At 65.0% G+C, this 19,543-nt stretch carries 17 protein-coding genes; 6 read left to right on the top strand and 11 right to left on the bottom strand.

The window, feature by feature from the left end:
* Nucleotides 1-80: 80 nt before the first annotated feature.
* The 3 genes from Q7V20_RS03565 (at nucleotide 81) to Q7V20_RS03555 (ending at nucleotide 2,840) form a co-directional block, all read left to right on the top strand.
* Nucleotides 81-905, top strand: a complete 825-nt coding sequence (locus Q7V20_RS03565; protein WP_304787252.1) for a PEP-CTERM sorting domain-containing protein — start codon at nucleotides 81-83, stop codon at nucleotides 903-905.
* 209 nt (nucleotides 906-1,114) lie between these two features.
* Complete coding sequence (locus Q7V20_RS03560; protein ID WP_304787250.1) at nucleotides 1,115-1,924, top strand: PEP-CTERM sorting domain-containing protein; 810 nt, start codon at nucleotides 1,115-1,117, stop codon at nucleotides 1,922-1,924.
* 73 nt (nucleotides 1,925-1,997) lie between these two features.
* A complete protein-coding gene (locus Q7V20_RS03555; protein WP_304787248.1) occupies nucleotides 1,998-2,840 on the top strand; it encodes a PEP-CTERM sorting domain-containing protein in 843 nt (280 codons plus the stop codon).
* A gap of 25 nt (nucleotides 2,841-2,865) precedes the next feature.
* On the opposite strand, the gene Q7V20_RS03550 is transcribed toward Q7V20_RS03555, so the two are convergent.
* From Q7V20_RS03550 to Q7V20_RS03530, 5 genes are read right to left on the bottom strand one after another with little or no spacing between them, the layout of a single operon-like run.
* Nucleotides 2,866-4,611: an NAD(P)/FAD-dependent oxidoreductase gene (locus tag Q7V20_RS03550; RefSeq protein WP_304787246.1), complete on the bottom strand. Its 1,746-nt coding sequence runs from the start codon at nucleotides 4,609-4,611 to the stop codon at nucleotides 2,866-2,868.
* Entirely contained in the window at nucleotides 4,608-6,194 is a 1,587-nt protein-coding gene (locus Q7V20_RS03545; protein ID WP_304787244.1) for a polyamine aminopropyltransferase, read from the bottom strand. Before Q7V20_RS03545 ends, Q7V20_RS03550 begins: the two co-directional genes overlap by 4 nt.
* Nucleotides 6,187-6,411 carry a DUF350 domain-containing protein gene (locus Q7V20_RS03540; RefSeq protein ID WP_304787242.1) on the bottom strand — a complete coding sequence of 75 codons (225 nt, stop codon included), beginning with the start codon at nucleotides 6,409-6,411 and terminating at the stop codon, nucleotides 6,187-6,189. Before Q7V20_RS03540 ends, Q7V20_RS03545 begins: the two co-directional genes overlap by 8 nt.
* A 36-nt stretch (nucleotides 6,412-6,447) precedes the next feature.
* Nucleotides 6,448-8,046, bottom strand: coding sequence for a DUF4178 domain-containing protein (locus Q7V20_RS03535; RefSeq protein WP_304787240.1), 1,599 nt, complete (start codon nucleotides 8,044-8,046; stop codon nucleotides 6,448-6,450).
* Nucleotides 8,047-8,062: 16 nt separating this feature from the next.
* Nucleotides 8,063-9,100: an SPFH domain-containing protein gene (locus Q7V20_RS03530; protein WP_304787239.1), complete on the bottom strand. Its 1,038-nt coding sequence runs from the start codon at nucleotides 9,098-9,100 to the stop codon at nucleotides 8,063-8,065.
* Between the two features lie 113 nt (nucleotides 9,101-9,213).
* Here Q7V20_RS03530 and Q7V20_RS03525 point away from each other — a divergent pair, with 113 nt between their 5' ends.
* Together Q7V20_RS03525 and miaB are read left to right on the top strand one after the other, a co-directional pair.
* Complete coding sequence (locus Q7V20_RS03525) at nucleotides 9,214-9,603, top strand: hypothetical protein (RefSeq protein ID WP_304787237.1); 390 nt, start codon at nucleotides 9,214-9,216, stop codon at nucleotides 9,601-9,603.
* A gap of 10 nt (nucleotides 9,604-9,613) precedes the next feature.
* Nucleotides 9,614-10,975 (top strand): tRNA (N6-isopentenyl adenosine(37)-C2)-methylthiotransferase MiaB, encoded by a 1,362-nt coding sequence (gene miaB, locus Q7V20_RS03520; RefSeq protein WP_304787235.1) that lies wholly within the window; start codon nucleotides 9,614-9,616, stop codon nucleotides 10,973-10,975.
* 14 nt (nucleotides 10,976-10,989) lie between these two features.
* Here miaB and Q7V20_RS03515 read toward each other — a convergent pair whose 3' ends face one another.
* The 4 genes from Q7V20_RS03515 to Q7V20_RS03500 are packed head-to-tail and all read right to left on the bottom strand — an operon-like array spanning nucleotide 10,990 to nucleotide 14,691.
* The gene (locus Q7V20_RS03515; RefSeq protein WP_304787233.1) at nucleotides 10,990-11,262 is read right to left on the bottom strand and encodes a DUF4404 family protein; all 273 of its coding nucleotides are present in this window, start codon (nucleotides 11,260-11,262) and stop codon (nucleotides 10,990-10,992) included.
* A gap of 30 nt (nucleotides 11,263-11,292) precedes the next feature.
* Nucleotides 11,293-12,537: an 8-amino-7-oxononanoate synthase gene (gene bioF / locus Q7V20_RS03510; RefSeq protein WP_304787231.1), complete on the bottom strand. Its 1,245-nt coding sequence runs from the start codon at nucleotides 12,535-12,537 to the stop codon at nucleotides 11,293-11,295.
* 28 nt (nucleotides 12,538-12,565) lie between these two features.
* Nucleotides 12,566-13,753 (bottom strand): PLP-dependent aminotransferase family protein, encoded by a 1,188-nt coding sequence (locus Q7V20_RS03505; RefSeq protein WP_304787229.1) that lies wholly within the window; start codon nucleotides 13,751-13,753, stop codon nucleotides 12,566-12,568.
* Nucleotides 13,750-14,691 (bottom strand): DMT family transporter, encoded by a 942-nt coding sequence (locus Q7V20_RS03500; RefSeq protein ID WP_304787226.1) that lies wholly within the window; start codon nucleotides 14,689-14,691, stop codon nucleotides 13,750-13,752. The genes Q7V20_RS03505 and Q7V20_RS03500 overlap by 4 nt, the downstream gene beginning before the upstream one ends.
* A gap of 99 nt (nucleotides 14,692-14,790) precedes the next feature.
* On the opposite strand from Q7V20_RS03500, the gene Q7V20_RS03495 reads away from it, so the two are divergent.
* Nucleotides 14,791-16,254: a PLP-dependent aminotransferase family protein gene (locus Q7V20_RS03495; RefSeq protein ID WP_304787278.1), complete on the top strand. Its 1,464-nt coding sequence runs from the start codon at nucleotides 14,791-14,793 to the stop codon at nucleotides 16,252-16,254.
* Here the strand turns inward: Q7V20_RS03495 and Q7V20_RS03490 are convergent.
* Together Q7V20_RS03490 and Q7V20_RS03485 are read right to left on the bottom strand one after the other, a co-directional pair.
* Complete coding sequence (locus Q7V20_RS03490) at nucleotides 16,248-17,837, bottom strand: ATP-binding protein (RefSeq protein ID WP_304787224.1); 1,590 nt, start codon at nucleotides 17,835-17,837, stop codon at nucleotides 16,248-16,250. The two genes, Q7V20_RS03495 and Q7V20_RS03490, sit on opposite strands and share 7 nt — an antisense overlap.
* A 77-nt stretch (nucleotides 17,838-17,914) precedes the next feature.
* Complete coding sequence (locus Q7V20_RS03485; RefSeq protein WP_304787222.1) at nucleotides 17,915-18,949, bottom strand: nitronate monooxygenase family protein; 1,035 nt, start codon at nucleotides 18,947-18,949, stop codon at nucleotides 17,915-17,917.
* Nucleotides 18,950-19,543: the final 594 nt, after the last annotated feature.

Raw genomic sequence — 19,543 nt, 5'->3', positions numbered from 1 at the left:
CCAACAGGCCAAGTCGTCCCTAGAATCAGCCCATCGTCGAGGATTTCAGTCGCCTCGACAGCAATCACGGAGCCCCACACATGAAGTTCACATCCAAAAGCATCCTGGCCACCGCCGCTTTCATGGCCGCTGGCGCAGCCTCCGCAGCCTCTGGCTATGTCTGGAATGCTGGCAGTGGCACCGGCGGCTTGACCTTCTCGTCAGACGCGCTGTCGGCACTGAGCGCCTCGGGCTCCAGTGTTGTCACGGCCGGCACCATCCCGACCATCGCCGGGCTGCCCAACAGCGGCGCCGTCAACACGGCGATCTACAGCAAAGCCACCGGCAATGTCAGCCTGGCCTTCAACACCGCCACGGGCGTGGGCGACACGTTGACGACCCTGCAAGCCGCCAATTCGCTGGTGAATATCCGTCGCACCGTTTTCAACGACGACGAGACCACCACGCAACTGAACATTTACATGGCCGAGTTTGATGTCAACCTGACCAACTCCACCATCTACGCCAACCTCTACTCGCGCACAGGTTCGGGCGCCCTGGTCAACTACGGCAAGCAAGCCATCTTCACGGCCGATGTCCCGGGCGTGGTCGGTGGCACTGGCGGCAACATCATCGTTGATGGCGTGTCTGGCGGCGTGGCCACAGGCCATGCCAGCGGTAGCTTGGCCGGCAGCCTGCGCATGAACGGCACCACGGCCAACACCGTGCTGTCCGCCCTGGGTTTGTCAACCGCTGCCACCGATCCCGTGGCCACCCTGGTTCGCACCGCCAACTGGGGCACCACCAATGCTGCCGGCACCTTCACGGCGCCTGCCGCAGCCATTCCTGAACCCTCCACCTACGCCCTGATGGGCCTGGGCCTGGTCGGCATTGCGGCCATGCGCCGCCGCCTCATCAAGGCTTGATCAATCCACGCCAGCAAAAGCCGCCCACCCGGGCGGCTTTTTTTTTTAGCCCCAACCCCAATGGAAACAAGTTGTAGCCCCAGGCTAACCCTGCGCACAAAGTCACGCTTCTTCACTAGACTTCGTTTAACCCATCAGGGTTAGAGCAGGGAGGCTCTGGACCATCAAGGCCCCCTTTCCATCATCATGAAATCAGTGGAGAGAGCATCATGAAATTCGCATTCAAGAGCATCGTGGCAGTTGCCGCAACATTGGTGGCCGCCAGTGGCGCTCACGCTTCGGATTGGGAGCTGATCTCAGGCACCGGTGGCCTGACATTCTCGACAGACGCCTTGTCGGCCCTGAGCGCCTCCGGTTCAGCCATCGTGACACCCTTCACGGTTCCGACGATTGCAGGCCTGGACATCAGCGGTTCGGCCAACACGGCGGCCTACACCAAGGCCACTGGCAATGTCAGCCTGACCTTCAGCAGCGCCGTGGCCTTCAATGATTCATTGGTGTCTCTGCAGGCCGCCAACTCCTTTGTCCAGATTCGCCGCATCACGTTCAACGACGACGAAACCACCACCACGCGTTCGATCTTCATGACGAATTTCGACGTGAACTTGTCCACCTCCACCATTTCCGCCGATCTGTACTCGCGCTTGAATTCGGGCGCACTGGTGAACTATGGCAAGCAGGACATCTTCCGCGCCGATCTCCCGGGCGTGATTGGGGGCACCCAGGGCAACATCGAGGTCATCCCCGGAACTGGCTTTTACCCCCAAGGCCAGGCCAGTGGCAGCCTGGCCGGCAGCCTGCGCATGAACCTCGCCACCGCCGACATCATCCTGGCGGATTTGGGCCTGTCGACCGCCGCCACCGATCCCGTGGCCACCCTGGTGCGCACCGCCAACTGGGGCACGACCCAAGCGGCCGGCACACTCCAAGCCATCCCTGAGCCTTCGAGCTATGCCATGTTTGGCATGGGCTTGTTGGCCCTGGGTGTGGCCATGCGCCGGCGCGGCCAAGCGGCCTGACACCACTGATGTCAGCTGAAACCGCCCTCAAGCAGGGCGGTTTTTTTCAATGGACTGAATCTGGAGAGCCCCCATGAAGTTTGCATTCAAATGCATCGCATCCGTGGCCGCATTGGTCGCGGGCAGCACGGCCAGCGCAACGCCTTATGCCGGGTTGTGGGAACTGACTTCAGGCACAGGCAGCCTGACATTTTCCGCCGATGCCTTGTCAGCACTGAGTGCATCAGGCTCCAACGTCGTGACGGCGGGAACCGTGCCCACCATCGCGGGGCTGAGCATCAGTGGCGCCACCAACACGGCGACTTACACCAAGGCCACGGGCAATGTCAGCCTGGCGTTCAACAAGGCCACCATCACGGGTGACACCGTGAACTCTTTGCAAGCGGCCAACTCGTTCGTGAACATCCGCCGCACGGTGTTCAATGACGACGAAACCATCACGTCGCGCTCGATTTTCATGGCCAATTTCGACGTCAGCCTCAGCACGTCCACCATCTACGCCGACCTGTATTCACGCCTGAACAACGGTGCCTTGGTGAGCTACGGCAAGCAGGCCATCTTTGCGGCCGACGTGCCTGGCGTGGTGGGGGGCACCGGCGGCAACATCCTGATTGACAGCGTCAATGCCGGAGTCGTCGTTGCCAAGGCCAGCGGCAGTCTGGCCGGTAGCCTGCGCATGAATGCGAACACAGCGAACGTCATCCTGGCCGACCTGGGACTGTCTACCGCAGCCTCCGACCCGGTGGCCATCCTGGTGCGCACAGCCAACTGGGGCAACACGCAGGCTGAGGGTGTGTTCCGGGTGGCTTGCCTGAGTTGCGTCCCAGTCACGCCAGAGCCTTCGACCTATGCCATGTTCGGCGTGGGTTTGCTGGCCCTGGGTGTCGCAGTGCGCCGACACGGCCAGGCCGCCTGACACCTCTACGTCAGCTCAACCGTCTTCAAACAGGGCGATTTTTTGAAGCGCCAATGGCCCGGGCCGCGAACGCGCCCCGGGTGAAGGCCTCCTCGAACACCGAGTAAGCCGACAAATCGCTGTGCGCGAAGTGCAAGCGCCCCTGGGGCTGGGCCAGTGCCGCCAATGCGGGGTGACCACGCAAGCCCGGGGTGGGGATGACCATGGCATGACCCCAGCGCATCAGGTCGATGCGGCCCAGTTTGCCAGGCAAGTCGGGGTGCACCGGCGACAGGTCATCCAGCACGCTTTGCGCCCAGGTTTGCCAGGGTTGGCGCGCCAGGCGCTGCCGGTGATTCGCCAAGGCTTGCGGGTTTTGGCCGCCCAGGGCCCAGTAGTGCGTGAGCAGCATGGGGCCTGGTGTGGGCGCCAGACTTTGGTGGCGTGCGTTGACATAGCCCAAAGCTGGCTCCAGTGGGGCATTGGTGGCCATCTCAAGCGGTGCCTGGCGGACGTTGTCCCAGGCCATCGGCACCCCGGGCCGGTCCTGCAAGGGCTTGTTCAGCCACAGGTTGCTGACCAGCCAGGGGGCATACCGCAACGAGGGCGCCAAAGCTTTCAAGGCCGGTGGCATGGGATCGATCAGCCGGGCCGCGATGAACAAGGGCACGGCCACCACCACCTTCGCGGCCACCCAGCGAACACGCAGCCCTGATCGGGTGTCCAATGCATCGACCTGGACGTCATGTCGGCCGGGTCGAATGCGCGTCGCCATCTGGCCGGCCTGCCAGCGATCACCCAAGCCTTGGGCCAAGCGCTGCGTCAGCCAGGCGTTGCCCTGAGACCAGGTCAGGACAGCGTCGTGCGGATCACGGCTGGCGCCTGGCTCGTCAAAGCCGTGCCGGCTGGCGAAGTACTGCAAGCCCGCCCAGGCCGAGACCTGGTGGATGCCTGCGCCGTAATCGTCGCGGCAGGCGTAGTCCAGGTACCAGCGCAAGGCGGTGGCGTCAAAGCCATGGGCATCCAGCCATTGGGCGAAGGTCTGGCGGTCCAGGGCATCCAGGCCGGGGTGCCAAGGCGCGTGGGCCGTGGGCATGGCGAAGGGCCACTGTCGGGCAGCGTTGGCCACTTCTTGAGAAAAACGCAGGTACTGGGCCTGGGTCTGGGCGGCGCCGGGCGAATCGGCCATTGGCATGGGCAAGATGCCTTCCTGCCAGTGCCCTGCCTGCACCCCCGGTGGGTAGTCCTGGCGGGCATCGGGCACGAACAGGCGCTCTTGCAGGCTGTGGCACAGGTGGCGCTCGTCGCCTTGCCAGCGGCCCTGCACCTGGCGGATCACGCCGATCTCTTCCAGCCATTGGGCCACCTCCACGGCGGCGGGGCCGGGCACGGGCAGGTAGTGCGCGCCCAGAGGGCATGGCAGGCCATGGATGCTGTGGCCACGCGAGTTGCCACCCGCTTCGTCCTCCAGATCCAGAACCGCGAAGTCGTCGATGCCCGCCTGCTGCAATCCGCGTGCGGCCGACAAACCCGCCACGCCTGCGCCCACGATCAAGGTGTGCACGCGGCGGGTCTGGTCCCGCGCTGACGATGGCGGCTTGCCCAAGCCATCGCGCCAGGCATGGCCACGGTCCATGTGCGCTCCGACCCATCCACCTTCGACCTCTGGGCGCAAAAGGGCATTTGAAGGGGACACACCCGTCTCGGCCGACCAGCGGCGACATCCCGCCAGGCCCAGCCCGACGGCCCCACCCAGCCATGCACGGCGGGTGCTGTGGCCCGACCAGCTCATTCGTGCACCTTGCCCCATTCCTCTTCGAAGGTCTGCACCAGCACCTGGCTGCTCAAGCGGTTGGGTTCGGTCTGGACGCGGCTCATGTCGGGCGGGAAATCTTGCAGGGATGGCAGGCCCGGCACGGTCAGGAATTTCAGGCCAGCGGGCAAGGATGTTGGCACGCGCCAGGGCCGGTGGTGCGCGATCACGAAGCCCCATTCGCCAAAGCTGGGCACATGGGCATGGTAGGGCGTGGTCTGCAAGCCCACGGCCTCGAGCGTGCTCACCACGGTCCAGTAGCTCTGGCGGGCAATCAGGGGCGAGCTGGTCTGGATGACCGCATAACCGCTGGCCGCCAGGTGCCGGTCCAGCAGGGCGTAGAAGGTGGTGGTGTAGAGCTTGCCGACGGCGTGGTTGGTGGGATCGGGGAAGTCCACCACGATGACGTCGAAAACCTCGTCGTTGGTGTCGAGCCAGGTGAAGGCGTCGGCATTGATGATGCGCACTTTGGGTGATTGCAAGGCCGACTGGTTGAGCTTGATGAGTTGCTCGTCGGTGCTGAAGAGTTTGGTCATGGCCGGGTCGAGTTCGACCAGGGTGACCTGCTGAACGCTGGGGTACTTGAGCACTTCGCGCACGGCCATGCCGTCGCCGCCGCCCAGCACCAGCACACGGCGGGGGGCACCGTGGCCGCTCATGGCCGGGTGCACCAGAGCCTCGTGGTATCGGTACTCGTCGCGCGAATGGAACTGCAGATTGCCATTGAGGAACAGCCGTGTGCCCGCATGGCCCTGCGTCACCACCACGCGCTGATACGGCGTGCTGAGGCGGTGGGTGATGGGCTCGCCGTAAAAGCGGTCCTCGGCCCAGGTGGTCAGGGGCTGGGCGCCCCACATGAGCGCGCCCAAAGTCAGCACACACAGGGCACAGGCCAGGGCGTGCGCGCCCCACGAACGCAGCTCGCTGCGGAACAGCAGCAAGGCCCAAACGGCCACCGCCACATTGAGCAGGCCGAACAAGGCGCCGGTGCGGATCAAACCCAGGTGCGGCACCAGCAGCAATGGAAAGGCGATGGACACAAGGAGCGCGCCCAGATAGTCAAAAGTCAGGACCTGCGAGACCAGGTCCTTCAGGCCATAGCGGCCCCGAAAATGGCGCTGCAGGATGCGCATCACCAAGGGGATCTCCAGCCCCACCAGGATGCCCACCAACAGGACCAGGCTGTACAGCAAGACACGGAAGGCGCCCACCGCGCTGGCGGGCAAGCTGCCGTGCGCCAGGAACAGTGCCACCGGCATGAGCCCCCCCAGCAAGCCCACCAGCAACTCGATGCGCAGGAAGTGCGCGACCAGGTGCTGCACCAGGTAGCGCGACAGCCAGGACCCGATGCCCATGGCGAACAGGTAGGTGCCGATGATGGTGGAGAACTGCAGGACCGAGTCACCCAGCAGGTAACTGGCCAGGCTGCCCGCCGTCAGCTCGTAGACCAGACCGCAGGCGGCCACCACGAAGACGGACGTGAGCAGGACCAGCTCGGTGGGCGAGATGCGGGCATCGGTCGCCGTGGCATCGGCCGGGGCGGCCGATGGCGCTTCAACCATGGATGGCGGCCGCCACGATGATGCCAATGGACAGACACATGGCCGCCACGACGATGGCCAGCGCCACGTTTTTCTTCTCGATGATCTCGCCCCACAGGTCGTAGGGGGTGAGCTTGTCCACCACGATGAAGCAGATCCAGAACACCAGCACGCCGATCAGCGCGAACACGATGGAGCCGATGAACACACCGGGCTTGAGCCACTCAAGTTCGAACATGGTTTTCTCCTGGCATCAAAGGTTGAAGGTTGTTGGTCATTTGTGAGAGCCGCCGCTGCTGTAGCCACCCCAGGAACCGCCGTGGTAACGGCCGCCGCCACTGCCCCGAGACGATTTGCACTGCTGGTATTCGGTGCTGGCCGAGCCATAAGTCTCGCGCACATCGCTGCAGTCGTCGGAGCAACTGAACATGACAAGCACCATCAGCACGACCATGCCGATGATGAGCCATGACGACACGTCGCCATTCCACGAGGATGACGTCGATGCCCGGGACAGCAAGGTGGAGCCGCGGCGGAACTGCGAGGCATCGGCCGGGTTGATGCGGAAGGCGGCGATGACGGTGTGGGCCTCCAGCGCGCTGCCCGCCGACCACACGACTTCGTTGCCGGTCTGCTCGCGGTTGAGCTGGGCCTTGGCGTTGCTGCCCTGCCCCGCGTAGTCGGTGTTGAAGGTGCGTTGGTCGCGGTAGACGCGCCAGTAGAACTCGCCCAGCACGTAGGTGGTCTTGGCGGGATAGGCAAAGCGCTTTTTGTAGCTCACGCCTTGCCAGTCGACCTTGTCGCCGCGCCCCGAGGGCACGCCGGTGATGGGCCGCACGGCGCTCCAGCCATCTTCGGCATCCACCAGGAAGGCAAAGCCCAAACGCCGGTTGTAGAGCAGGTACTCGCGCCAGAAGGTCTGCTCTTCTTCCTGGCTGTCGGGTTCGTCGCAGCGCTCCTGGTAGCCCACCACCTGCCAACTGTCCTTCTTGCCATCGATGGTGAGCACGCCGGTGCTGCCCAAGGGGATCAAGGGGGCCAGGGCGTTGTCTTGCCGGTAGAAATCCAGGTCGGCCCCCAGGCCCTTGGAGATGTCGACCACGGACCGGCAAGACCCGCAGGTGATCGATTTGGTGCTGTCCAGCTTGGGGGCCAAGGCGGCGCCGCAGTTGGGGCAGGCCATGGCCTGGCCTTGCACCTTGGACACCGAACCTTCGTGTTCATCGCGCAGGCCGACCAGGGCCAGCTCGGGCAGGCGCACGGCGCGGCCCAATGAGCGCGTGGGCGGGTCGTCGCGCGTGTCCAGCGACAGGACCTCGCCTTGCGGGTTGCGCAGCTCGACCACGGTCAGGCGGCGTTTGAAATCCGGCAGGAAGGCCAACTCGCCTTGGGCCGCCTTGACGCTGGCCTGGACCACGGACGCCACGGTCCAGGCCCGGCCATCGATCACGGCCGATTGACCCGGTTGGGACTTCGTCCAGTCAAAAGCGATGGGCTGGCCCGAGGTGGCCGCGTCAAAGCCCAGCACGTAGGCGCCGTTGTCCTCGCTCAACCAGCCGGATCGGCCGTTGTCGAACAAGGCATGCCACTCGTTCCAGGTGCCGTCTTCGGAGGCCATCTGCAGGCGCCCGACCAGGGCAAAGCCTTCGCCCTGATGGCGTCCGGTGACGCCCAGTTGCAAGGGGCTGTGGTCATCGAACAGCTCGGCGCTTTGGCCGATGCGGCGCAGGGCTTCGCCATCGCGCACCAGGGTGCTGCGGCAATAGCTGCACACCGCCATGGGCGAAGCGGCCGAGCGGAACTCGACCGGGGCGCCGCAAAACGAGCAGTTGGCGCGCCAGGCGCGCTGAGACGTCGCGTCTTCTTGACTCACGAAAGGCCGCGACCGCTCACGTCAGCTTTTTCAGCAACTCTGCCTTCTTGGCCGAGAACTCGTCGTCCGTGAGGATGCCCTTGGCTTTCAGGTCGGCCAGCTTTTCCAGCGTGGCCATGACCTCGTCGGGGCGGATGCCGGTGCTCTCCTGGGCAGGTGCACCGCCTGGCTGCGCCCCACCTTGCAAGCCTTGCTGGATGGACTGCGCCATGACCTGGCCCAAGGCCAGGCCTGCGCCCAAGCTCGCTGCATCGCCCGCCACACCACCGCCACCACTGGAGGCGGCCAGCGTTGGCAAAGCCTGCCCGGTCTGGTACTGGATGAACTTGCCCATGTTGTCGCCGACCATGCCCATGCCAATGCGCTGGTCAAGCACCTTTTGCAGCTCTTCGGGCAGGGACACGTTCTGCACGGTCACGCTGTCCAGCTTCAAACCCAGGTTCTCGAAGGCCGATACCGTGGCAGCCTGCAAGGCCTTGGCGAACTCGATCTGGTTGGCGGCCAAATCCAGGAAAGGCACGCCGCTGCCCGCCACCGCATCGCTCAGGTGCTGGATCAGCACGCCGCGCAGTTGCCCGTCCAGGTCTTCGACCGAATAGCTGTCTCGCGTGCCCGCCACCTCGGTGTGGAAGACGCGCGGATCGGCCAAGCGGCAGCTGTAGTTGCCGAAGGCGCGCACGCGCACGGCACCAAAATCCTTGTCGCGCAAGGTGATGGGCTGGCTGGTGCCCCAGCGCAGGTCAAGCTGCTGACGGGTGCTGAAAAAGTAGACGTCGCTCTTGAAGGGCGAAGCGAACAGCTTGTCCCAGTTCCTCAGGTTGGTGAGCAGGGGCAGCGTCTGCGTGGTGAGCTTGTGCGAGCCGGGCCCGAACATGTCGGCAATCTTGCCCTCGTTGACGAACAGCGCCACTTGGGATTCGCGCACCACCAGCACGGCACCGTTCTGGATTTCGCGGTCCTCGAAGGGGTAGCGCCACATCAGGACACCGTCGGTGGACTCGGTCCATTCGATGACGTCGACGAATTGTTTCTTGATGAAATCGAGCAGTCCCAAGGCTACCTCCCAGTGTTGACTTGGCCTGGCGGTGATCTTACCGAGATCCGTGTGCACTGGGGCGCCTGGCGCGGTAAAATCAAAGACTCATTCACAGCCCCTGGATCTAAACCATGCATCGCTGTCTATTGACGGCCTCGGTCGCCCTGGCCCTGGCCGTCCCCGTTTTGGCGTCTGCACAAATGCAGGTGCAGCGCAATTTCCCCGCCAACGCCTTGCGTGGCGAGCTGGTGTTCACTGGCGCACGCAAAATCACGCTCAATGGCAAAGCGGCGCGCCTGTCGCCCGGTTCACGCATAAGGGGACCCAACCAGATGTTTCTCATGTCTGGGGCCATCACGGGAGAGAAACTGATCGTCAACTACACCGTCGAGCAATACGGCATGGTGCATGACGTCTGGGTGCTGCGCCCCGAAGAAATCAAGAAGCTGTGGCCCAAGACCCCGCAAGAAGCCGCCACCTGGTCATTCGACCCCATCGGCCAGACCTGGACCAAGCCCTGAGCATTTCCCCATGAGCAACACCGCCATCCCCACCAAAGCGACCAAGAAGGTCTACATCAAGACCTACGGCTGCCAGATGAACGAATATGACTCGGGCAAGATGTCCGACGTCATGAATGCCGCCCAGGGCTATGAACCCACCAATGACCCCGAGCAGGCCGACCTGATCCTGTTCAACACCTGCTCGATCCGCGAGAAGGCACAAGAGAAGGTCTTCTCTGACCTGGGCCGCGTCAAGCATTTGAAAGACAAAGGCGTGATGATCGGCGTGGGTGGTTGCGTGGCCAGCCAGGAAGGCGCGGCCATCATCGAGCGCGCGCCTTATGTGGACGTGGTGTTCGGCCCGCAAACGCTGCACCGCCTGCCCGCCATGCTGGACAAGCGCCTCAGCTCGCGCCGCCCGCAGGTGGACATCAGCTTCCCCGAGATCGAGAAGTTCGACCACCTGCCGCCGCCGCGCAAGGAAGGCGCCTCGGCTTTCGTGTCGATCATGGAAGGCTGCTCCAAGTACTGCAGCTATTGCGTGGTGCCCTACACGCGCGGCGAAGAAGTCTCGCGCCCGTTTGAAGACGTGCTGACCGAGGTGGCCGACCTGGCCGACCAGGGCGTGAAAGAGATCACGCTGCTGGGCCAGAACGTGAATGGTTACCGCGGCACCATGGGTGGCACCACCGAGATCGCCGATTTCGCGACCTTGCTGGAGTACGTGGCCGAGATGCCCGGCGTGGAGCGCATCCGCTACACCACCAGCCACCCGAATGAGTTCTCGCAGCGCCTGATCGATGTCTATGGCAAAACCGACAAGCTGGTGAATCACGTGCACCTGCCCGTGCAGCACGGCTCCGACCGCATCCTGATGGCGATGAAGCGCGGCTACACCTCGCTCGAATTCAAGAGCACGATCCGCAAGCTGCGCTTGGTGCGGCCCACCATCAGCCTGTCATCGGACTTCATCGTTGGCTTCCCAGGCGAGACGGACGAAGACTTCGACAAGATGATGAAGCTGGTGCACGACCTGGAGTTCGATGCTTCGTTCAGCTTCATCTTCAGCGCCCGCCCCGGCACACCAGCTGCCAACCTGGAAGACACCACGCCGCAGGCGGTGAAGCTCAAGCGTTTGCAGCATTTGCAAGGCGTGCTGGACACGCATGTGACGCGCTTCAGCGAAGCACTGGTGGGCAAGACTCAGCGCATTTTGGTGGAAGGCCCCAGCCGCAAGGATGCGACCGAGTTGATGGGCCGCACCGAGTGCAACCGCATCGTCAACTTCCCAGGTGGCCCGAACATGGACCGCCTGATCGGCCAGCTGATCGACGTGACAATCACCCAGGCTTATCCGCACTCATTGCGGGCTGAAGTGCTCGTGGCCTGAGGCCGCTCGTTCGGTCAGATCCCCATCTTGCCCAGCGTGTCCATCACGTCGCGCAAGGTGGTGGACAGGTAGGGATGCTCGGCCGAGAAGCGGGCATCGATGGCCTGGGTGCGCTCGTTCAGGCTGGCGACCAGGTCGTCTTCCGGTTGTTCGTTCGCGGCCAGGGCCGACTGGATGTCCTTGTCCAATGATTTGAGCAACTGCTGCAGTTCAGGGTCGAGCTTGCCGCCCGATTCCAGCTCGCTTTGCAGTTGCGCCATCGCGGTCTTCAGTTTGTGGGTGTCCATGGTCAAACTCCTTGTTGAAGCCATCGTAGCTCAGACCGCCTCGGACAGGGCCTGGCACAAGGCATCGACGTGCGCACAAGTGTGCGCCGCCGACAAGGAAATGCGCAAGCGGGCGGTGCCGGGGGGCACGGTCGGTGGACGGATGGCGGGCACCCACAGGCCTTGGCGGTCCAGGTGGGCCATCACGGCCAGGGCGTCTTCGTTGCGGCCGATGATCAAGGGCTGAATGGCCGTCTCGGACGGCATCAGGCGCCAGGGGCGGGGCAGCTTCAAGCCTGTGCGCAAGCGGTCTCGCAATTGGTCTCGCAATCGGGCCAGGTGCTGGCGCCGACCTCCCTCCTCCTGAATCACGCGCAGGCTGGCCCGCACGGCCTCGGTGAGCATGGCGGGCGCGGCGGTCGCGAACATGTAGGTGCGCGCCTTCTGCACCAGCCATTCGACCAGGGTGGACTCACCCGCCACGAAGGCGCCCGCCACGCCCGCGGCCTTGCCCAAGGTGGCCATGTAGATCAGGCGGTGCAGGCGGCCTTGCCATTCAGGTGACACACCATCGCGCCCGGTGATGCCCCAGTGAGCCAAGGTGCCTTCACCATGCGCGCCCAGCACCCCAAAGCCGTGGGCATCGTCGACCATCAACCAGGCATCGTGACGCTCGCACAGGGCCAGCAAGGCGGGCACATTGGCGATGTTGCCGTCCATGCTGAACACCGCGTCGGTGAGCACCAGCTTGCGCCGGGCCGTGCTGGCTTGCAAGGCCGCGTCCAAAGCGGCCAGGTCACCATGCGGCATCACATGGACATCGGCCCGCGACAAACGAGCACCATCGATCAGGCAGGCATGGTTCAGGGCATCGGAGAAGATCGCGTCACCGCGGCCCACCAACGCCGGAATCACACCCACATTGGCCATGTAGCCCGACACAAAAGACACAGCGCGCGGCAGGCCCACCATGGCCGCCAGCTCCAGCTCCAGCGCCTCGTGCGATGGGCTGTGGCCGCACACCGAGGGCGAGGCCGTGGCGCCCACGCCATAACGCCCGGCGGCTTGCTGCGCGGCCAGGATCAAGGCGGGGTGTTGTGACAAACCCAGGTAGTCGTTGCCACCAAAGGACAGGCGCGTCTGGCCGTTGATCACGTAGGTGGTGCCGCGCACATGCTCCTGGTCGGGCGACAGGTCGGCTGGCGGCAACAGGGGCGAGACCTCGCGGCGGTGGCGCAGCAGATGCGCTTGCGCCAACTCGGACAGCTCACGTTCAAATAAGGGTATGGAAGGCATCGCGCAAGCGTACCAGCCTGCACGGTGCTCACACCAGGCAGCGGGCCAGGCGGGACACGGCCTCGTCGATCTCGGAGGGTGACAAGGTGACGAATGACAGGCGCATGGTGTTGACCTGCCCTGGCGCGCTACCTGCGTAGAACGACACGCCTGGCACATAGGCCGCCCCCGCTTCCACCGCTGAGGGCAGGCGCTGCAAGGTGTCGATCCCATCAGGGCAAGTCACCCAGAAGAACATGCCGCCCTGGGGCAGCTGCCAGGTGCATCCTGCCGGCAGGTGGCGGGCCAAAGCGGTGGCCATGGCATCACGCTGGGCACGGTAACGGACGCGCACGGTCTCCAGGTGGCCCTCCAGGTCAAAGCCAGAATCCAGCAACTGCATGATGATGCGCTGGTTGAGCGCGGGCGTGTGCAAGTCGCTGGCCTGCTTGGCCTGCAAGAGCTTGGCGCGCAAGGCCAGTGTGCCAGGGTGCTCGCCTCTGGGCGTGACGATGTAGCCCACGCGCAAGCCCGGCGCCAGCACTTTGGAAAACGAGCCCAGGTAAATCACCTGCTCGGGCGCATGCGCGGCCAGGGGCGGAGGCGGCGGTGCATCGAACCACAACTCGCCATAAGGGTCGTCTTCCAGCAATGGTGTGTTGCTTCGCCGGGTCTGCTGAGCGATCTCACGCCGACGCGCATCGGCGATGCCATGCCCGCTGGGATTCTGGAAGTTGGGCACCAGGTAGGCCAGGCGCGCAGGCTCGGCCTTTGACAAAGCTGACGGCAGCGGCCCCTCGGCGTCGGATGCCCACGGCCGGAACACAGGCTCATAAGGTGCGAACGCCTGCAGCGCGCCCAGGTAAGTGGGCTGCTCCACCAGCACTGGCGAGCCTTCGTCCAGCATGACCTTGCCGACCAGGTCCAGCCCCTGCTGCGACCCCGTGGTGATCAGCACTTGCGAGGCCTCCACCTGCCAGGCACTTTGGGACAAACGCCGGGCGATCCATTCGCGCAAAGGCGGCAGGCCTTCGGTGGCGGCGTACTGCAAGGCGGCCGCACCTTGCGTGGACAGCACCTGATCGCACGCCCGCTGGAGGGCTTCTATGGGAAAAGAAGCTGGCGCGGGCAGACCACCCGCCATCGACAACACACCAGGCCGCTCCGTGAGTTTGAGGATCTCGCGGATGGCCGATGAGTTCATGCGCTGAGTGCGCCGGGCCAATGTGAAGATCATTGCTTCATCTCTCGACGGGCCGCATGCTGGCCCCAGATCACCACCAGCAACACCGCACCGGCCACCAGCCACGTTGAAGCATCGACGGCTTCCTGCAGCACCAGCACCGACAAGGCGATGGACGTGAAGGGCTGCATCAACTGCAACTGGCTGACGCGCATGGGATCGCGAGCCAGGGCCGCATACCACGCGAAGAAGCCTAGCCAAGTCGAGATCACGGCCACGTAGGCGAAGGCGCCCCAGGCCTGCCAGCTCACCGCTTCGGTGGGCCAGGACCAGGCTGCGGTTGGCAGGGTGACGGGCAAGGCCGCGACCAAGGCCCATGAGATGGCCTGCGCAGCAGGCATTTGCCGGGACAAGGCGGCCCCTGCCACATAGGCCAGTGACGCGCCCAGCATGGCCACCACGAGCCAGGCATCTGCGCTCACCCAATGGTCGGCGCCATGTGCGCGGGCCACGCCCAGCGCGAACATCAACACCAGCGTGCTGCCCACGGCCCCGGCCAGCCAAAAGGCCAAGCCAGGCCTTTGCCCCAACCACCACGAGGCCAGCGCCGCGGTGCACATAGGGAGCAGGCCCACGATGACGGCCGCGTGCGCCGCAGGCACTACGCGCACCGCCCAGCCCATGCACAGCGGGAAAATCAGCACCGCCCCCAGCACCACGCCTGCCAGCAAGGGCCATTGCGCCTTGGCAGGGCGGGCCGCACGCACCGCCCACAGGTACGCCATGGCCAACAAACCGGCGATGGCCCCACGCCCCACCGCCACGAACAGCGGTGGCAGTTGAGGCGCCTCGACCGAACCATTGGCCAGCCGGGTCATGGGAATCGTCATCGCAAACATCAGCACCGCCAAAGCGCCCAGCCAGCGCGGCGAAACGGTGGGCCAGGCTGCCCACACGGGGCGGCGGACAAGGACTTGTGGTGTGGTGTTCATCTGTGGCACTCTAGGGCGATTGACCAGCACATGACCAATACACAAAGCCACGTCATTGAACAATCTGTACTGGCCAAACCACCAACACATCCACTGACCATGACCACGCCCTTGACCCGCGACAGCGCCCAGACCCTGACCGAACAGCTGGTGGCCCGCTTTGCCCAGCGCATCCGCCAGCACCTGCTGGCACCGGGCTCGCGTCTGCCCTCGGTGCGCGAGTGCGCGCAGGCTCATGGTGTCAGCCCCTACACCGTGGTAGCCGCCTACGACCAACTGCTGGCGCAAGGCCTGATCGAGTCGCACCGGCAGCGCGGCTTCTTTGTGCGCCAGGCGCAGGGGCACACCAAAGAAGGCAGCCCATCCCGGGCCATCAAAGCGCCCCACCCTTTCCAGCCCCGCACCCCGATCGACGCCACCACGCTCATCAAGGGCATGTTCCACGAACCCGGCAGCCACCCCATGCCCGGCCTGGGCACCCTGCCCCCAGCCTGGCTGGACGCGGCCATGCTGGGCGCCGCCTTGCGCAAGGTGACGCAAGGCGATCGCCTGCTGCCACTGACCTTGCACTACGGCGAGCCTGCAGGCGATTCAAGGTTTCGTGAAGCCGTGTCGCGCAAGCTCGGTGAGTTCGGGTTGAAGACCGATGCCGGCCAGATCATCAGCACCGTGGGCGCCACGCATGCGCTGGACGTGGTGTCGCGCACCTTGCTGCAAGCCGGTGACGCGGTGCTGGTGGACGACCCGGGTTGGGCGATCGAGTTCGCGCGGCTGGCCCAGATGGGCATGCGTGTGCTGCCCGTGCCACGCGGGCCCGATGGCCCCGACCTGGCCGTGCTGGACACCCTGTGCAAAACCCACCGCCCCAAGCTGTACGTGACCGTGTCGGTGCTGCACAACCCCACCAGCGCCCTGCTGTCGCCCGGCCATGCCCACCAGGTGTTGCGCCTGGCCGAAGTGCACGACTTCCACATCCTGGAGGACGACATCTACGCCTACCTGGCACCCGCCCACGCCACGCGCCTGTGCGTGCTGGATGAGCTGCGCCGCACCATCTCGGTGGGCAGCTTTTCAAAGATCCTGACGCCGAGCTGGCGGGTGGGTTACATCGCCGCGCCAGCGCATCTGGTAGACCGCATCATCAACACCAAGCTGCTGACCACGCTCACCACCCCGCCCATCCTGGAACAGGCGCTGGCGCTGTGCCTGGAGCAAGGCCAGTTGCGCCGCCACAGCGAACGCGTCATCCAGCAACTGGACGTGGCCCGCGCGCGCTGCCTGCAACTGGCGCGGCAATCAGGTTGCCATTTCGCGGCCCAGCCCCAAGGCCTGTTCGGCTGGATGGACGTGGGCGTGGACACCGAACGCCTGACCCTGCCCATGCTGGACGCTGGCTGGCTGATCGCGCCCGGCGCCCTGTTCCACGCGCAGCGGCAGGCCAGCACGCTGATGCGCATCAACTTTGCCAGCTCGCAGGATGCACGCTTCTGGAAGGCCCTGGTGGCCGCCCGCAAGCACGCGCCAACCTCGTCGTCAACGCCGAGCAAGGGCGCTCTTCAGTAAGACCGCGCCGCCAACCAGCGCGTGAGCACCGCCGTCAGGGCCTCCACCGACAAGGGCTTGGCCAGGTGTTCGTTCATGCCCGCATCCAGGCAGCGCTGGCGGTCTTCGCTGAAGGCGTTGGCTGTCAGGCCAATGATGGGCGTGGCGGCATGCGCGGGCAGGGCCCGGATGTGGCGCGACGCGTCCATGCCATTCATGTTGGGCATCTGCATGTCCATCAGGATCAGGTCATACGACTGGCCCTTGGCACGCTCCACGGCTTCCAGCCCATCGCTGGCGGTGTCGGCCTCGATGCCCGCGATGTAGCGCAGCATGTCGTGCGCCACCAGCCGGCCCAAAGCCTGGTCTTCCACCAGCAGCACCCGGGCACCTTCGCAGCGCAACTTCAAATCACTGTGGCTGGTCGGTGCATCCTGTTCGGGCACCAGCGCCGCAGCGTCAGCCGCCGTCAAGCGGGCCGTGAACCAGAACACGCTGCCTTGGCCAGGCTCGCTGGTGCAGCCCACCTCTCCGCCCATCAGCCTGGCCAGGTGCCGACTGATGGACAAACCCAGGCCCGGACCTCCATGGCGCCGGGTCATGGAGGCGTCCACTTGTTCGAAGGTGGTGAACAGGCGGTGCTGCTGCTCGGGCGGCACGCCGATGCCGGTGTCTTCGACCTCGAAACGCAGCACCACCCAGGACGGGCTCTGCTCCACCAGCTTGACCCGCAGATTGACATGCCCGTTGGTGGTGAACTTGGCCGCGTTGCTGCCGTAGTTGATGAGGATCTGCTGCAAACGCTGAGGGTCGCCATGCAAGAGCCGCGGCACCTGCGGGCCAATGTGCCGGTCCATCGTCAAACCCTTGGTGCGCATGCTGTCGGCGAGCACATCGCAGGCGGCATCCAGCACGGCGTCCAGCTTGAAATCAACCGGGTGCAAGGCCAGCTTGCCCGCCTCGATCTTGGACAGGTCCAACACGTCATCGATGATGCCCAGCAGGTGCTTGGCCGCGCCCATGACCAGGCCCAGGCGATCGCGTTGCTGCGATGTGGGGTGCTCCAGCAGCATCAACTGCGTCAAACCCATGATGGCGTTCATGGGCGTGCGTATCTCGTGGCTCATGTTGGCCAGGAAGGTGCTCTTGGCCAGCTTGGCGGCTTCGGCCCGCTCGCGCGCCAGCACCATCTCGGTCTGGTTGCGCACGATGGCGATCACGCACGGCTGCCCATCCAGTTCAATCGGACCCAGGCTGACCTCGGCGTCGAATGTAGCGCCATCGCGACGCTGAGCCTTGAACCAGGTGCCAGGCGACATCTCGCTGGCGGCGGGCATGCTCGCCTGGCCAGCCATGGCCAGCGCGGTGGGCCGACGGGCCGGATCGGGCAAGAAGTCGTCGATGCTCAGCGACGGCATGGTCTGCTCGTCATGGCCGAACATCAACGCGGCGGCCTCGTTCCACTTGACGAGGCGCCCTTGGGCATCTGCCACCAACAAGGCCTCGGGGGCCAAAGAAAACAGCTGTTCGAACTGGGAACGCGCCACACCACCATGCGCCGTCTCAGAACCCTGAGACGGGCGCAACTCACCTGGATTATTCATCGGTGTCTCTTCGAGGAGCCCTGATGAAGTGAATGTTCTCAGGAAACGCCGCGTTGTGCCAGCGTGTATGAGCGGTATTAGCCTTGTTGCAACTGCGACTGGCGGATGTCGGCGGCTTGCTGCATCACGCGACCAATGATTTCGGACACGGTGGGCATGTCATGCACCAGGCCTTGCGATTGCCCGATCAACTGCACTCCTTCGTCATGGTCGCCCTGGTGGATGGCTTTGCGCATGGCCAAGGTGGCCGCGCCAAAGTAAGCCACCTTGATGGCCCCGACCACACCTTGCCGCAAGGCATCGCGCATCAAAGGCCACAGCGGCGCATTGAGCTCGCGCGCTGCGCGCCACGACCGCACGATCACCAGACCTGGCCCCAGCCGCCGCGCCGTGTATTTCTGGCCGCCCGGTGTGCGCATGACGCGGCAAGGGAAGGTGTCGAAGTTGGACGAGTAGATGGTGTCCTCGGCCGGCTTGTCGATGATCAATTGCTTGGTGGCCGCGTGCACCACGCTTTCACGCGAGGTGGCGAAGCGGGTGCCCATGGCCACGGCATCCGCGCCCAGCGCCAAGGCCGCCATCAGGCCCCGGCCATCGGCAAAGCCCCCGGCAGCGATGATGGGCAGGTCGGTCATGTCGCGCACGGCGGGTATCAGCACCAGCGAGGTCACGGCGCCACCATGTGCGGCGGCCTCGTGGCCAGTCACGATCAAACCATCGACGCCCATGTCGATGGCCGAACGGGCGTGCTTTTCGTTGGACACGGTGGCAATGACTTTGCCGCCGTAGGCATGGGCGCCTTGCACCACCCATTCGGCGCGGCCCATCGACACGTTGATGACGGGCACGTGCTCTTGCAAGGCCACGCGCGCGCATTCGGTGGCGCCTGGCAGCAGCAGGCTGCAGCCCACGCCGAAGGGCTTGTCGGTCAAGGAACGCACTTGCTGGATGGCGAGGCGGCATTCTTCGGCCGACAAACCGCCCGAAGCCAGGATGCCCAAGCCACCGGCATTGCTGACGGCGGCCACCAGTTCGGGCACAGCGACGTAGGTCATGCCGGGCAGGACGATGGGGTGTTCAATGCCCAAGAGGGTGGTGATGCGGGTCTTCATGGTTCAGGACAAAGAGTGTAGTGGTGCTTTGTCTTGGCAGCGCGGGGCGCGGGCTGGGGCGGTCTCCGGCAGGGCTTCAGCTTGGTGGTCCCGCTTTTCAAGCGGAACTGCCTTGCGATGCTCATGCCGAGGTGGGGCCGTGGAACTCACTGCGCGGCCTTTGGCCGCTTCGCTCAAACAACCACGGCCGGTCAGATGTTGATGCGTGCTGCGCACGCCCACCTCGGCATTCCGCTTCTCAGCACCCAGCCAGGCGCCCCGCCCGAGCCCGCCCCAGCCCATTGATCGCCCCGCTGGTGGCCTGCCACCACTGCAACCGTGCCACGCCACCAGCGGGGCGATCAGGGATGAGTCGGAGGCGGGCCGGGCTGCTATGGTGGCGGTCCACCGCGTAGCGGCGGACAGCGCTCGGTGCTCGGCCACGGCGGGCGGCTGCGGAACTCGCTGGCCTGCGGCCAGCTCAAACAGTCCTCGCCGACCCCTCGCTGCGCGAGGGGCAACCCGCCGTGGCCTGTGCGCCTCGCCGCCCCCGAAGTCGCCCCGCCCGCCTCCGACTCATCCCTGATCGCCCCGCTGGTGGCGTGGCACGGTTGC

The sequence above is a fragment of the Aquabacterium sp. genome (assembly GCF_030652515.1).
In the GTDB taxonomy this organism is placed as follows: domain Bacteria; phylum Pseudomonadota; class Gammaproteobacteria; order Burkholderiales; family Burkholderiaceae_C; genus Aquabacterium.
The sequence above is the reverse complement of the archived record's forward strand: the minus strand, read 5'-3'. Positions and strand labels throughout refer to the sequence as shown.

Excerpts from the sequence above, each read along its gene's own strand:
- Q7V20_RS03515 (WP_304787233.1), bottom strand. The coding sequence starts at position 11,262 with ATGGACACCCACAAACTGAAGACCGCGATGGCGCAACTGCAAAGCGAG.
- Q7V20_RS03560 (WP_304787250.1), top strand. The coding sequence starts at position 1,115 with ATGAAATTCGCATTCAAGAGCATCGTGGCAGTTGCCGCAACATTGGTG.
- bioF (WP_304787231.1), bottom strand. The coding sequence starts at position 12,537 with ATGCCTTCCATACCCTTATTTGAACGTGAGCTGTCCGAGTTGGCGCAA.
- Q7V20_RS03555 (WP_304787248.1), top strand. The coding sequence starts at position 1,998 with ATGAAGTTTGCATTCAAATGCATCGCATCCGTGGCCGCATTGGTCGCG.
- Q7V20_RS03485 (WP_304787222.1), bottom strand. The coding sequence starts at position 18,949 with ATGAAGACCCGCATCACCACCCTCTTGGGCATTGAACACCCCATCGTC.
- Q7V20_RS03550 (WP_304787246.1), bottom strand. The coding sequence starts at position 4,611 with ATGAGCTGGTCGGGCCACAGCACCCGCCGTGCATGGCTGGGTGGGGCC.
- Q7V20_RS03505 (WP_304787229.1), bottom strand. The coding sequence starts at position 13,753 with ATGATCTTCACATTGGCCCGGCGCACTCAGCGCATGAACTCATCGGCC.
- miaB (WP_304787235.1), top strand. The coding sequence starts at position 9,614 with ATGAGCAACACCGCCATCCCCACCAAAGCGACCAAGAAGGTCTACATC.
- Q7V20_RS03525 (WP_304787237.1), top strand. The coding sequence starts at position 9,214 with ATGCATCGCTGTCTATTGACGGCCTCGGTCGCCCTGGCCCTGGCCGTC.
- Q7V20_RS03500 (WP_304787226.1), bottom strand. The coding sequence starts at position 14,691 with ATGAACACCACACCACAAGTCCTTGTCCGCCGCCCCGTGTGGGCAGCC.
- Q7V20_RS03565 (WP_304787252.1), top strand. The coding sequence starts at position 81 with ATGAAGTTCACATCCAAAAGCATCCTGGCCACCGCCGCTTTCATGGCC.
- Q7V20_RS03545 (WP_304787244.1), bottom strand. The coding sequence starts at position 6,194 with ATGGTTGAAGCGCCATCGGCCGCCCCGGCCGATGCCACGGCGACCGAT.
- Q7V20_RS03490 (WP_304787224.1), bottom strand. The coding sequence starts at position 17,837 with ATGAATAATCCAGGTGAGTTGCGCCCGTCTCAGGGTTCTGAGACGGCG.
- Q7V20_RS03495 (WP_304787278.1), top strand. The coding sequence starts at position 14,791 with ATGACCACGCCCTTGACCCGCGACAGCGCCCAGACCCTGACCGAACAG.
- Q7V20_RS03540 (WP_304787242.1), bottom strand. The coding sequence starts at position 6,411 with ATGTTCGAACTTGAGTGGCTCAAGCCCGGTGTGTTCATCGGCTCCATC.